A 14,731-nucleotide genomic window follows, 5' to 3' on the forward strand; every position below is an offset into this window, starting at 1 on the left:
CCAAACGCCCCTCCAACTCACCCGCCACCTCATCAAACGCCCCCGCGAACACCCCCGACACCCCATACAACCCCAACCCCATCCCCACCCGCTGCGACCCCTGCCCCGTAAACAAAAACGCCGTCTTTCCGGGCCGGGCCGCGTCGGCGGTCAGGACCGCGGGCGAGGTCTCGCCGCGGGCCAGCGCCTCAAGGCCGCCGAGCAGCGCCGCCCGGTCGGTGCCGACGACGGCCGCGTGGTGGTCCATGACGGTGCGCCGGCCGGCCAGGGTGAAGCCGATATCGCGGGGCGTCAGCCCGGGATGGCGCGTGGCGTGGGCGTGCAGCCGCGCGGCCTGGTCGCGCACGGCTTCCGGGGTGCGGGCCGAGAGGACCCAGGGCACGGCGCCCGCCGCGGGCACGTCGCCGACGGGCTCGGGCTCGGACTCGGACTCCGCGGGCGCTTCGGCTTCTTCGATGATGACGTGCGCGTTCGTGCCGCTGATCCCGAACGACGACACACCCGCCCGCCGCACCCGCCCCACCCGCGGCCACTCCCGAGCCTCCCGCAACAACTCCACCCCACCAGAACCCCAATCCACCACCTCCGACGGCACCTCACAATGCAACGACCGCGGCAACACCCCATACCGCAACGCCATCACCATCTTGATCACACCACCCACACCCGCAGCCGCCTGCGCATGCCCAATATTCGACTTCAACGACCCCAACCACAGAGGCCGATCCACCGCCCGCCCCTGCCCATACGTCGCCAACAACGCCTGCGCCTCAATCGGATCACCCAACGGCGTCCCCGTCCCATGCCCCTCCACCACATCCACCTCACCCACAGAAAGCCCCCCACTCACCAACGCCGCCCGAATCACCCGCTCCTGCGAAGGACCATTCGGCGCCGTCAACCCATTCGACGCACCATCCTGATTCACCGCAGAACCCCGCACCACCGCCAACACCTCACGACCATTCCGCACCGCATCCGACAACCGCTCCACCACCAACAACCCCACCCCCTCCGACCAACCCGTCCCATCCGCACCCGCACCAAACGCCTTACACCGCCCATCCACCGCAAGACCCCGCTGCCGGGAGAATTCGGTGAAGGGGAGCGGGCGGGACATCACGGTGACGCCGCCGGCCAGCGCCAGATCGCTCTCCCCACTCCGCAACGACTGCACCGCGAGATGCAACGCCACCAACGACGAAGAACACGCCGTATCCACCGTCACCGCAGGCCCCTCGAAACCAAACGTATAAGCCACCCGGCCGGAAAGGACGCTGGAGAGGTTTCCGGCGAGCAGGAACCCCTCGTACTCCTCGGGGGTGCCGCTCAGCCTGCTGGCGTAGTCGTCGTACATGGCGCCGGTGAAGACGCCCGTGCGGCTGCCGCTCAGCGAACCGGGCACCACCCCCGCATCCTCCAACGCCTCCCACGCCGTCTCCAGCAACAACCGCTGCTGCGGATCAGCCGCCACCGCCTCCCGCGGCGACATACCGAAAAACTCCGCATCAAACAAATCCGCATCATGCAAAAACCCGCCATGCCGCGCATAACTCGACCCCGCACGCTCCCCCTCCGGATCGAACAACCCCTCCAGATCCCACCCCCGATTCGAGGGAAACTCACTCACCGCATCCACCCCATCCGCCACAAGACGCCACAGATCATCCGGCGAACCCACCCCACCCGGATAACGGCACGCCATCCCCACGATCGCGATCGGCTCGTCCCCGGTGGCGAAGGACCGCCGCGGCGCGGCTGGCACCGCCGGTGACCTGTCGGCCTGGACCCGGCCGAGGAGGTAGGCGGCCAGGGGGGCGGGCGCCGGGTGGTCGAAGACGAGCGTGGCCGGCAGCCGCAGCCCGGTCGTGGTGGCGAGCCGGTTGCGCAGTTCGACGCCGCCCATGGAGTCGAGTCCGATGTCCTTGAACGGCCGGTCCGCGGGAATCGCGTCGCCGCGGGAGTGCCCCAGGACGCCCGCGGCCGTGTCGCGGACGACGCGCAGGACGGCCGCCTCCCGTTCGTCGGCGGGCAGCGCGGCGATCTGCCCGGCCCAGGCCGGCTGGTCCCCGACCGGCCGGCGCTCCCGTGCGGCGGGCCGGGCGGGCCCGGGCAGCAGGGTCCGCAGCAGGGGCGGCACCTCGGCCGGGACGGCACGGGACAGCCGCAGGGATACGGGCGCGAGGAGCGGGCTGTGCGTGGCGAGTGCCCGGTCGAACAGGGCGAGACCCTGCTCCGCGTCCAGCGGCGTCACGCCGGACCGCTCCCAGCGGGCGCGTTCGGCCTCGCCGAGCGTTCCGCCCATGCCCAGGTCCGCGCCCCACAGCCCCCAGGCGAGCGAGGTGGCCGGCAGCCCGTGGGCGGCGCGGTGCTGGGCGAGCGCGTCGAGATAGCTGTTCGCGGCGGCGTAGTTGGCCTGGCCCGGGGTGCCGGTGAGGCCGGATACGGAGGAGAACAGCACGAACGCCCGCAGGGCGGAGTCGCGCGTCAGGTCGTGCAGGTGCCACGCCGCGTCCGCCTTCGGCCGCAGCACGGCGTCGAGCCGTTCCGGCGTCAGCGCCAGCGCGGTCGCGTCGTCCAGGACACCGGCGGTGTGGATCACGGCGGTCAGCGGGTGGGCGGCGGGCACGGTGGCGAGCAGCGCGGCGACGGCGTCGCGGTCGGCGACGTCGGCGGCCTCGATGCGGACCTCGGCGCCCAGACCGCTCAGTTCGGCGGCGAGTTCCGCGGCGCCCGGCGCGGCGGGGCCGCGGCGGCCGACGAGCAGCAGGTGGCGCGCGCCGTGCGCGGTGACGAGGTGGCGGGCGAGGAGCGAGCCGAGCCCGCCGGTCCCGCCGGTGACGAGCACGGTGCCCTCCGGGTCGATCGCCGCGGCCGTCCCGGGCGGCGGCGGTGCGGCCCGCACCAGGCGGGGCGCGCGCAGCACGCCGTCGCGGACGGCGAGTTGCGGCTCCGCGGTGGCCACGGCGGCCGGCAGCGCGGCGGATGCTTCCCCGGGCCCTTCGACGTCGATCAGCATCACCCGGTCCGGGTGCTCGGACTGGACGGACCGCACCAGGCCCCACACGGCGGCGGCGCCGAGGTCGGTGACGTCCTCGCCCGTCCGTGCGGCGACCGCGCCCGAGGTGACCACGACCAGCCGGGCGTCGGCGAACGCCTCACGGGACAGGAAGTCCTGGACCAGGTGCAGGACGCGCCGCGCCGCCGCGTGCCCCCCGTCGGCCTCCTCGCCCCCGGTCTGCCGCACGACGACCACGTCGGCCCCCTCGGCCGGGGAGAGGTCGTCCCCCGCCTCGGCCCAGGACTGGGCCGGGTCCTGGGCCGGGTCCGGCGGCCGCGGGGCGGCGACCTCCTGCCACCGCACCTCGTACAGGGCGTCGGCCGTGTGCCGGGCGGCGTCGCCGAGCCGTTCCCTGGCCACGGGCCGCAGCACGAGCGACTCCACGTGGGCGACGGGCGCGCCGGTCCCGTCGGCGAGGGTGAGGGCGAACGTGTCGGGGCCGCGCGGGCTGATGCGGGCGCGGAGTTCGGTGGCGCCCGCGGCGTGCAGGGTGACGCCGGTCCAGCTGAACGGCAGCCGGATCGTGTCCTGCCCGGCCCCGGCCGCCGCGGCGAGCACCAGCGGGTGCAGGACGGCGTCGAGCAGCGCGGGGTGGGCGGCGAAGCCGCCCGCCGATGCGTGCAGTGCCTCGGGCAGCCGCACCTCGGCGCACAGGTCGTCGCCCGCGCGCCAGAGGCCGGTCAGGCCACGGAAGGCGGGCCCGTAGGCGTAACCGAGCGCGGCGAGCCGCTCGTACGCGTCCTCGACGGGCTCGGGAGCGGCGTCCGCGGGCGGCCACGCGGCGGACTCCGGCCGCGCGGCGGCGGCGTCCGCCGGTTCCCGGTCGAGCAGGACGCCGGTGGCGTGCCGGGTCCACCGGCGTTCGCGGTCGTCGCCGCCGTCCGGGCAGGCGTGGACGCTGAACGCCCTGCCGCCGCCCGCGTCGGGGGCGCCGACGGTCACCTGCACGCGGGCGGCCCGGTCGGGGAAAAGCGGCAGCGGCGCCTCGACGGTCAGCTCGCCCACGTGCGGGGCGCCGAGGTGGTCGCCCGCGGCCACGGCCAGTTCGAGGAAGGCGGTGGCCGGGACCAGCACGGTGCCCGCGATGGTGTGGTCGGCCAGCCAGGGGTGGCCGGACAGGGAGATGCGGCTGGTCAGTACGGCCTCGCCGCGTTCCGCGAGGTCGACCGCGGCGGTGAGCAGCGGGTGGTCCGCCGGGTCGAGGCCGAGGCTGCGCGCGTCGGCCGGGGTCTGTTGGGCGAGCCAGAAGTGCTCCCGCCGGAACGCGTAGGTGGGCAGCTCCGCAGGGGCCGCGCCGGGGAAGAAGGTGACGGCGTCCAGGGGCGCACCGGCCGCGTGGGCGCGGGCCATGCCCAGGGCAGCGGCGCGGGCCTCGGGGCGGCCCTTGCGCAGCAGCGGCACGGCCGTGGCCCCGGTGTCGGCCAGGGCTCCCTCGGCCAGGGCGGTGAGCACGGCGTCGGGGCCCAGCTCGACCAGAACGGTGGCGCCCTGGCGGGCGAGTTCCTCTGCGGCGGCGCGGAAGCGCACCGCGGCGCGGATCTGGCCGGCCCAGTAGCCGGGCGAGGTCAGCTGCTCCGCGGTGGCGATCTCACCGGTCACGGTGGAGACCAGGGGAATCGCGGGCGGGTGGAACGCGATTCGGGCCGCGGCCTCGCGGAACGCCTCGACGATGCCGTCCATGTGCGGGGAGTGGAAGGCGTGGCTGACCGTCAGCCAGTTGGTCCTGCGGCCCCGTTCGCGCCAGGCGGCGACGATCTCGTCGACGGCGGCCTCGTCGCCCGAGATGACCACCGAGCGCGGGCCGTTGACGGCCGCGATGGCGACGGCCTCCTCGTGGCCCGCGAGCGAGGGCAGGATCTCCTCCTCGTCGGCCTGGACGGCGGCCATGGCGCCGCCCGCCCTCGCCGACTGCATCAGCCGGGCGCGGGCGGCGACGAGCGACGCGGCGTCGTCGAGGGTGAACACGCCCGCCACATGGGCGGCGGCCAGTTCACCGATCGAGTGGCCGGCCAGGAGGTCCGGCGTCATGCCGTGGTGCTCCAGCATGCGGAAGAGGGCGACCTCGACGGCGAACAGCGCCGGCTGGGTGTACGTCGTCTCGTGCAGCAGCGCCGCCGCGTCGCTGTCCTGGGGCGCGAACAGCACGTCGCGCAGCGGCCGTTCCAGCGCGCCGTCGAAGGCGTCGAAGACGTGGTCGAGGGCGGCGGCGAACACGGGGTGGGCGGCGTACAGTTCCCGGCCCATCCCCGCGCGCTGGGCGCCCTGGCCGGTGAAGAGGAACGCGGTCCTGCCCGGGGCCGCGCTGCCGCGGACGACATCAGGCGCGGCGCCCTCCGCGGCGCCCTCCGCGGTGGTACCGGCGGCCAGGGCGTCGAGTCCGGCCAGGTAGCCGGCGAGGTCGTCGGCGAGGATCACGCCGCGTTCCTCGAAGGCGGTGCGCGTCGCGCCCAGGGCGCGCCCGATGGCCGCGGGCGCGGCCCCGTTCCCCAGGTGGGTGCGCAGCCGCGCCGCCTGGGCGCGCAGTGCCGCCTCGTCGCGGCCGGTGAGCACCCAGGGGGCAGGCAGCCCTGGCCCCTGGTCCGCGGCGGGCGCGGCGGGCGCCGCGGGGGTCTCGGCGTCCGGGGCGTGCTCGATCACGACGTGCGCGTTGGTGCCGCTGATCCCGAACGAGGAGACGGCGGCCCGCCGCGGCCGGTCCGTGTCCGGCCAGGGCACGGACTCGGTCAGCAGCCGTACGGCGCCGGCGGACCAGGCGACGTGCGGCGTCGGCTCGGCGACGTGCAGCGTCCTGGGCAGAACGCCGTGGCGCATCGCCTGGATCATCTTGATGACGCCGCCGACGCCCGCGGCGGCCTGGGTGTGGCCGATGTTGGACTTCAGCGAGCCGAGGAACACCGGCCCGGCCGCCGCCCGGTCGCTGCCGTAGGTGGCCAGCACGGCCTCGGCCTCGATGGGGTCGCCGAGCTTCGTGCCGGTGCCGTGGGCCTCCACGGCGTCCACGTCGGACGCGTTCAGCCGGGCGTCGGCGAGTGCCTGGCGGATCACGCGCCGCTGGGCGAGCCCGCTGGGCGCGGTGAGCCCGTTGCTGGCGCCGTCCTGGTTGACGGCGGAGCCGCGGATGACGGCGAGGACCCGGTGCCCGTTGCGGCGGGCGTCCGAGAGGCGCTCCACGAGGAGCAGGCCGACGCCCTCGGCCCAGCCGGTGCCGTCGGCGTCCGAGGAGAAGGACTTGCAGCGCCCGTCCGGCGCGAGCCCGCGCTGCCGCGAGAACTCCACAAACATGCCGGGGGACGCCATCACGGTGGCGCCGCCGGCCAGCGCCAGGTTCGTCTCGCCCGACCGCAGGGAGCGGATCGCCAGATGCAGGGCGACCAGCGAGGACGAGCAGGCGGTGTCCGTCGTCACCGCGGGCCCGAGCAGGCCGAGTTGGTAGGCGATGCGCCCGGACATGACGCTCGCGGTGCTGCCGGTGAGGACGTTGCCCTGGACGCTCGGCGGCGCCTCGGCCATCCGGGGCCCGTACTCCAGGGCGGTGCCGCCGACGAAGACGCCGGTGCGGGTGCCGTGCAGGGACCCGGGCACGATCCCGGCCCGCTCGATGGCCTCCCAGGACGTTTCGAGCAGCAGCCGCTGCTGCGGGTCCATGCCGAGCGCCTCGCGCGGCGAGATGCCGAAGAACGCGGCGTCGAACTCGCCCGCGTCGTGCAGGAATCCGCCGTGGCGCACGGCGCTCTTGCCCTGCCGCTCCGGGTCCGGGTCGTACAGGTCCTCGTCCCAGCCGCGGTCGGCGGGGAACGGGCCGATGGCGTCGCGCTCCCCCGCGACCAGCCGCCACAGGTCCTCGGGCGAGGCCACGTCGCCCGGGTAGCGGCAGGCCATGCCGATGACGGCGATCGGCTCGGCCGCGTCGGCCGCGCCCGCCTGCGTCTCGGAACGGGCGTCGCCCCCGCCCAGCAGTTCGGCGGCGAGATAGGCGGTCAGTGCCTCGGGCGTCGGGTGGTCGAAGACGAGGCCGGTGGGCAGGCGCAGCCCGGTGGCGGTGGCCAGGGCCGTGCGCAGCTCGGTGGTCATCATCGAGGTGAAGCCCAGCTCGCGGAACGGCGTCCGCCACTCGATCCGCTGCCCGCCGGGCGCTTCGAGCACCACGGCGGCCAGCTCGTTCACCAGATCGGCGACGGCCCGCTCGCCCTCGGCGGGCGACAGCCCGGCCAGGCGGGCGCGCAGGGAACCACCGGGCCCCTGCGCCGACTCCGGCTCGGGCTCGGGCTCGGGCTCGGGCTCCGTGGCGGAAGCGGCGGGAGCGGCGGGAGCGGCGGGGACGGTGCCCGCCGCGGGGCGCGCCCGCTCCGCCAGCCAGTACCGCTTCCGCTGGAACGCGTAGCCCGGCAGGTCGGTGCGCCGGGCACCGGTGCCCTCGTACAGCGCGGCCAAGTCGGCCTCCGCGCCGCGCACGAACGCGGTCGCGAGGGCGGTGACGGCCGTCTGCGCCTCCGGCCGGTCGCGGCGCAGCACCGGAACGGCCGCGACGGCCCCCGGATCGAGCACGGAGTCGGCGACGAGCGAGCTGAGGACGGCGTCGGGGCCCGCCTCGACGAAGGTGGTGACGCCCAGGCTCTCCAGGTGGCGCACCCCGTCCGCGAAGCGGACGGTGCCGCGCAGGTGCCCGGCCCAGTAGTCGGGCGAGGCCAGTTCTCCCGGCGCCGCCCGCACGCCCGTCACGTTGGAGATCACCGGGAGGTGCGGCTCGCGGTAGGTGAGCCGGGCCGCGACCGCGCGGAACTCCGCCAGCACGCCGTCCATGTGCGGCGAGTGGAAGGCGTGGCTGACGGTGAGGTGCTTCACCCGGCGGCCCTGCGCGCCGAGCCGGGCGGCGATGTCCGCGCAGGCGTCCCGGTCGCCGGAGATCACGGTGGCGCGCGGGCCGTTGAGCGCGGCGAGTGACACGCGGTCCTCGCGGCCCGCCAGCAGGGGCAGCACTTCCCCTTCCGTGGCCTGAAGGGCCACCATCGCCCCGTCGGCGCGGGCGGACTGCATCAGGCGGGCGCGTTCCGCGACCAGGGTGGCCGCGTCGGCGAGGTCGAGCACGCCGGAGACGTGGGCGGCGGTCAGTTCGCCGATGGAGTGCCCGGCCAGAAAGTCGGGCCGCAGTCCCCAGGACGCGAGCAGCCGGTAGAGGGCGACCTCGACGGCGAACAGCGCCGGCTGGGTGGCGGCCGTCTCGTCCAGACGCCGCCCGGTGGCGATGGTGTCGGCCAGCGGGTGCGGCAGGTGCGCGTCGAGCGCGGCGGCCACCTCGTCGAACGCGGCGGCGTAGACGGGGAAGGCCGCGTACAGTTCCCGGCCCATCCCGGCGCGCTGCGCGCCCTGGCCGGTGAACAGGACGGCCAGGCCGCCCGGTTCCGCGACGCCGGTCACCAGTCCTGGGGCGGGGCGGCCGGCCGCCAGGGCCGCGACGCCGTCCAGCAGGCCCGCGGCGTCGGGCGCGACGGCGACGGCCCGGTGCCGGAAGAACGTGCGCGTGGTGGCGAGCGACCGCCCCAGATCGGTGGGGGGCTCCGCCGCGCCCCGCCCTCCGGGGGCCGCGAAGGCCGCGAGGCGCCCGGCCTGGGCGCGCAGCGCGGTCTCCCCCGCGGCCGTGACCACCCACGGCAGCACGGCGGGGGCGCCCGCGGCCCGCTCCGCGGCGGTGGCCCCGGGCGGCGGCTCGGCGACCACGACGTGGCAGTTGGTGCCGCCCATGCCGAACGAGCTGACGCCCGCCACCAGCGGGCGGTCCGGGCGCGGCCAGGGGCCCGTCGTCGTCTGCACCCGCAGGCGCAGTTCGTCCAGCGGGATGCGGGGGTTCGGCGTCTCGAAGTTGAGGCTGGCGGGCAGGGTGCGGTGACGGATGCCGAGCAGCGTCTTGATCAGCCCCGCGATGCCCGCCGCGCCCTCCAGATGCCCGATGTTGGTCTTGACGGAGCCGACGGCCAGCGGCTGCGCCGCGGGGCGGCCCGCACCGAGCACCGCGCCGAGCGCGGCCGCCTCGACCGGGTCGCCGACGGGGGTGCCGGTGCCGTGCAGTTCCACGTACTGGACCTGGTCGGCGGGAACGGCGGCCCGTTCGTACGCCGCCCGCAGGACCTCTTCCTGGCCCGCGCGTCCTGGCACGGTGAGGCCGTCCGTGGCGCCGTCGTTGTTGACGGCGCTGCCGTGGATGACGCCGTGCACGCGGTCCCCGTCGGCCAGCGCCTGCCGCAGCCGTTTGAGGACGAGGACGCCGCCGCCCTCGCCGGGGACGAAGCCGTTGGCCCTGGCGTCGAACGTGTAGGTGACGCCGTCGGGCGACAGCGCGCCGAACCGTTCCTCGGTGACGGTGTTCTCCGCCAGCAGGTTCAGGTTCACGCCGGCGGCCAGGGCGACCGTCGACTCGCCGCCGCGCAGGCTTTCGCAGGCCAGGTGGACGGCGACGAGCGAGGAGGACTGGGCGGAGTCGACGGTCAGGCTCGGCCCGCGCAGGCCCAGGTGGTAGGAGACCCGCCCGGCGATGACGCCCCGGTTGACGCCGGTCATGGTGTGCTGGGTGACCGCGTCGGTGCCCTGCTGGTACAGCAGGGCCGTGTAGTCGTCGCGCAGGGTGCCGACGAACACCGCGGTGCGGGTGTCGCGCAGGGCGGCCGGGACGATGCCCGCGTCCTCCAGTGCCTCCCAGGCCAGTTCGAGGACGAGCCGCTGCTGCGGGTCGACCGCGGGGGCCTCGCGGGGGGAAATGGCGAAGAATCCGGCGTCGAAGTCGCCGACGGATTCGAGGAATCCGCCCCGCGTGACGGCGGTCGGCGCATCCGGCCCCCACCTGTCCTCGGGAACGTCCCGCACGGCGCTCGTGCCGCTGTTCAGCAGGTCCCAGAATTCCGCGGCGTTCTCGGCGCCCGGGAGCCGGCAGGACAGCCCGATGACAGCAATGCGGTCGTCCTCTTCCGCGGGTCCGCCCGCCGAAGCTGCCTGCTCACCCATCATGACGTTCAGCCGCCCTTCCATTTACCGAATCCCCACGACACGAGACGTTGGATCTGCGCACGGGACGCGCGCGACAAAAGCGGTGGTGTTTTCCGAGTCCGGCACTGCACGCTATCGCCGCCGGCGCATCCGTTCTCCAGCGCGCGGCCACACCGCGGTAATCGGGAATTCCGCGGACGAAGGACACGGCTCGGGGCCGGGACCGGCACGGAACAGACGCCGTGCCGGTCCCGGCATCAGGCCGTGTCAGGCCGCGTCAGGCCGCGGGAATGGCCAGCCGTTTCCCGGTCCGCCCGCGCAGGATGGCGCAGACGTCGGTCAACGCCTCCTCAAGACGGTCGATTTCCGCGTCCGTGAGCAGGACGGAGGGCTCGAAGCGCAGGGTGCTCACCGCGCTCGCGGTGGGGAACGTCCGAATCCGGTGCGCCTGGAGCAGGTGCCCGGCGATCAGGTAACCGAACGTTCCGGAGGCGACCGCGTCGCGGACCAGGGGGTCGGCGGAGCCGGACTGGTCGTGGAATTCGAGGCCGAGCATGAGCCCGCGGCCTCGGATCTCCTTGACGACGTCGGGGAACGCGGCGCGGACCGACTCCAGCATCCCGGCCAGCGCCGCACCGCGTTCGAGGGCCAGGGTGTAGGCCCGGCCGCCGTCGGCTTCCAGGAGTTCGAGGACGGTGAGCGCGATGGGGCAGGAGAAGCCGTCCTTGGCGAAGGTCGAGCTGTGGACCAGCTCGAACTCCTGCCGGTACCTGCTGCCCCGCACGAGCATCACCGCGGCCTTGGCCAGGCCGCCGCCCAGCGACTTGGCGAGCACGTAGTAGTCGGCGCGCAGCCCGAGGTGGGAGCTGGCGAGGAGCCGGCCGACCCGGCCCATGCCGCTCTGGATCTCGTCGACGACGATCGGGCAGCCGGCCGCCGCGGAGAACTCCTGGATCTGGCGGGCGAATTCCTCGGACAGCGGCCTGATGCCGCCTTCGCCCTGGATGGGCTCGACGAGGAAGGCGCACAGGGTGTGGTGGTCGCGCTCGACGAGCCGGACCCCGCCGCCGGTCACGGCCAGACCGAGCAGGGTGCCCGACTCCTCGGCGAGGATGTCCTTCAGCACCTCGGGGCGCTCCCGCGGCACGAAGCGCGCCCCTGCGGCGAGTGCCTGGAAGGGCGCACGGTAGCCCTCGTTGTGGGTCAGCTGGACACTGGTGCCCAGCTTGCCGTGGAAGCCGCCCTCCAGGGCGAGGAAGACGGGCGGCCGCGCGGTCTGCGCCGCGTTGCGCCGCGCGATCTCCGCCACGAGATCCGCCACCGCGTCGCCGTCCCCGGCCGGGCGCGGCACGCCAAGGCGCTGCCACACGCCGGGGTCGACGGCCGCCTCGCCGGCCAGCACGGCGGACCGCGCCCGCGCCGTCGCGGCCTCCAGTTCGCCGGTGACGGCGGAAAGGCGTGAGACCCGGTCCAGTTCGGCGTGCTTCACGGCGGCCTCGATGGCCTCGGCGCCGCTGTTGGCGAAGGTGGCGTAATAGGGCTCGGTGTCGCCGAGTTCCCGGTGGATGATCCGGTTCAGCTCCAGGACCAGGCGGCTTGCCTGCGGATGCGCGGAGAACTGGGCGAGAACCGGCGCCCCGGTGTCGAGTAGTTCGCGGGCGCGCGCCGTGATGACGGGATGGTTGTGCCCGAAGAACAGGGCCCCGTATCCGCCGGCGTAGTCGATGACGGGTATCTCGGCACCGTCGTCGCCGCGCATGAACAGCGTATTCCCCGCACCGCGGACGTATTCGACGTCGAGCCCGATCGTCGTCAGCCAGGCGCGCAGATTGGGTTCGGCAAGCTCGGTCGCGCCGGATTCAGAATTCATGCCACTCCTTGTCGGACATGAAGCGGATGCCCCCGGCGGATGGCGGCTGCGCTCCTGATGCCCGTGAGATCCTCCGGACATCATCGCGCTTTCACCCCAGTGCGCGGTCATGAGCAAGTCATGGGCCACCAACGGGTTCTCACATGGCTGCCGGAAATGGTCGCCCGATTACCCGGCCCTGCCACCGGAGTTACTGAACGGGGCGCGGGGCCCGCCGGAAGGGGCGGCGGGCTCCGCGCCGTTTCAGACGCCGGTGTCGGCAGGGCTCTTCGGCCGTTCGCTGCGCGCCGCCGACAGCAGGAACTCCACCAGTTGTTCGGCGGTGATCCGCGTCGGCGGGTCGAGGGTGACGGTGGTCGCGTGGCTCTTGCCGCCGGCCCAGGTCGGGCGGCGCAGCAGCAGGTCGGGGGACGCGGCGGCGATGACGACCAGCGAGCCCGACCGGGCGGACTCCGCCAGCTCCTCCACGGCCCGCAGCACCGCATCGTCGGCGCGGTGCAGGTCGTCCACGCACAGCACGAGCGGAACGCGCCGCGCCGCCTCCTGGAAGAAGCCGCACCACGCGTCGAGCACGTCCTCGGCCGCGCCCGCCCCCGCGCGAGCGCCCGCCACGGTCTCGATCAGCGGCGTGAGCCCCGCCAGGTGCCGGCTCGCCGCGGGCCCGTCGGCGAACAGCGCGCGGACCTTGGCGGCGAGCGCCGCCCTGGCCGCCACCACGTCGTCCGCCGGCCTGACGCCGCAGTAGGCGGCGAGGGTCTGGGCCTGTGCGAGGAGCGGGTCCTCGTGCGGGGCGGTGGGGGCCCGGCCCGCCAGGAAGAGGGTGGGCTCGGGCTGGGAGGCGATCAGGTGCCCGAAGTCCCCGAGCATGCGGCTCTTGCCCGTGCCCGGCCCGCCCAGAACGGTGATCAGGTGTGGGACGGAGCGGTGCCTGGTGCGTTTCACCAGCCCGTGCAGGACGTCGAGTTCGTACCCGCGGTCCTGTCCGCCGGGACGGCCGTCCGGGGTCTCGGACCAGGCGCCGATAGCGCGCCAGCCCGCCGAGGGCGGGTCGGCCTGGTGGTAGACGATGGTGTTCTCCGTCGCCCGGCGGATCGCGTCGTTGACCCGCACCTCGCCCGCGGGGACGCCCTGGAGCAGCGACTGCGACTCGTCCAGCACGCCGCCGACGACCGTGGGGGTGGCGGTCTGGCCGCGGCGGCGCAGCAGGACCTGGCCCATGCTGACGGAGACGTGGACGCTGAACCGGGCGTGTCCGGCGCCGGTCTCGTCGCACACGTCCAGCGCGTCGCGGATGGCGAGGCCGGCGAGCACGGCCTGTCGCGCGTCGTCTTCGGCCGGCTCGTGGAGCCCGAACAGGGCCAGCGAGACGGAGCCCATGGAGGCCATCACGGTGCCGCCGAAACGTTCGATCTGCTCGCCGACGACGAGCGTCACGCCGTCCATGAGGTCGTCCCTGTCCTCGCGGACGCCGGTGCTGAGGGAGGGGGCCATCCAGGTGCGCACGGCGACGACGCTGACCCGCCTGCGGTCGACGTCCGGCTGCCGGACCGCCGCGGCGCGGCCGTTGCCGGGGGCGGGCGCGGTCACCCGGGGGGCCTGCGGCGCCGGGGCGGCGGGCCGGCGGGGGCGGGCCTGCTCGCGGGCGCCGGGTGCGGAGGCGGCCACCAGCTCCGGTTCCCTGGCGGGCTCGCCCGCCATTTCCCGCAGGACGTCACCTGCCCCGGTGCGGGTCTGCGACAGCGCCGGGTCCTGGGTGAGGATCGCGCGCTGGAACCGCTGGAGTTCGCGGCCCGGCTCCAGGCCGAGTTCCTCGACGAGGGCGGAGCGCACCCGGCTGTAGGCGTTGAGGGCGTCGGCCTGCCGCCCGCACCGGTAGAGTGCCAGCATCAGCTGGGCGCACGAACGTTCCCGCAGCGGCTCGGCCTGCGAGATCGTCTCCAGTTCGGCGAGGACGGTGCTGTGGCGGCCGCAGGCCAGTTCGGCATCGAAGTAGTCCTCCATGGCGTCCAGCCGCAGGCTCTGGAGCGCGCCCAGCTCGGGCCAGTCGATGCCGACCTCGACCAGGTCGGCCAGCACGGGCCCGCGCCACAGCGCGAGCGCGTCCCGCAGCAGCGCGGCCGCCTGCTCCACCGCGCCCTCCGCCTGCTTCTCGCGCCCCTGGCGCACCCACTTGTGGAAGAGGTACATGTCGACCTGCTCCGGGTCCACCCGCATCATGTAGCCGGGCGGCCGGGTGAGCAGGGTGGCGCTCTCGCCTCCCGCGGCACGCCCGCCGGCCAGGATGCCGCGCAGGCTGTAGACCGCGTTCTGAAGAATCTTGCGTCCGGTCGTCGGCGCGTCGTCCACGCCCCACAGGGCGTTGAGCAACTGGCTGGTCGCCACAACCCTATTGGCCTGTAATAAGAGGAAACCCAGGGTGGCGCGCTGCTTCGTGCCGCCCAGGGCCACGGGCCCGTCGCTGCCGACCACTTCGAGCGGGCCCAGTATTCGGAACTGCATCGATCCCCCATTTCGCACCAACCGGTGGTCGCGCCGCCGGTGGGCGGGCGCGCTCAGCCATGCCGCGACGCCCGCCTATCGGCAGACGTCAAAAACCATGGTGGATGGGGGTACTCCAAGCCCACACAAACCTTGGCCAAGGGCCAGGCCCGCCCGGCGCGGCGCGGGCGGGAAAGGGCCGGTGCCGGTGCGCGGGCCGACTGCGGCGCGGGGGCGCGGCCGAACGGAGGCCGACACGAACCCGGCCGATGGCCGACCGGTCGGCGCAGTCTACGCAACGCCCGCGCCGGGCCCGCACGCGGGTCACGTCAACGGCGGGGCGCGGC

At 74.7% G+C, this 14,731-nt stretch carries 3 protein-coding genes; all 3 read right to left on the reverse strand.

Translation table 11 applies throughout. The annotated features are described in order from the left end of the window. Window positions 1–10,057 (reverse strand): type I polyketide synthase (locus tag RM779_RS17135; protein ID WP_449657300.1); only part of this gene is annotated, 10,057 nt, incomplete at its 3' end. A gap of 256 nt (window positions 10,058–10,313) precedes the next feature. Then, entirely contained in the window at window positions 10,314–11,906 is a 1,593-nt protein-coding gene (locus RM779_RS17140) for an aspartate aminotransferase family protein (RefSeq protein WP_311618581.1), read from the reverse strand. A 243-nt stretch (window positions 11,907–12,149) separates the two neighbouring features. Beyond that, window positions 12,150–14,405 carry a BTAD domain-containing putative transcriptional regulator gene (locus tag RM779_RS17145; RefSeq protein ID WP_311618582.1) on the reverse strand — a complete coding sequence of 752 codons (2,256 nt, stop codon included), beginning with the start codon at window positions 14,403–14,405 and terminating at the stop codon, window positions 12,150–12,152. Window positions 14,406–14,731 lie beyond the last annotated feature (326 nt).

The organism is Streptomyces johnsoniae (assembly GCF_031845565.1).
Taxonomy (GTDB): domain Bacteria; phylum Actinomycetota; class Actinomycetes; order Streptomycetales; family Streptomycetaceae; genus Streptomyces; species Streptomyces johnsoniae.

Coding starts and splice junctions, on each gene's coding strand:
- RM779_RS17145 (WP_311618582.1), bottom strand. CDS start 14,405: ATGCAGTTCCGAATACTGGGCCCGCTCGAAGTGGTCGGCAGCGACGGG.
- RM779_RS17140 (WP_311618581.1), bottom strand. CDS start 11,906: ATGAATTCTGAATCCGGCGCGACCGAGCTTGCCGAACCCAATCTGCGC.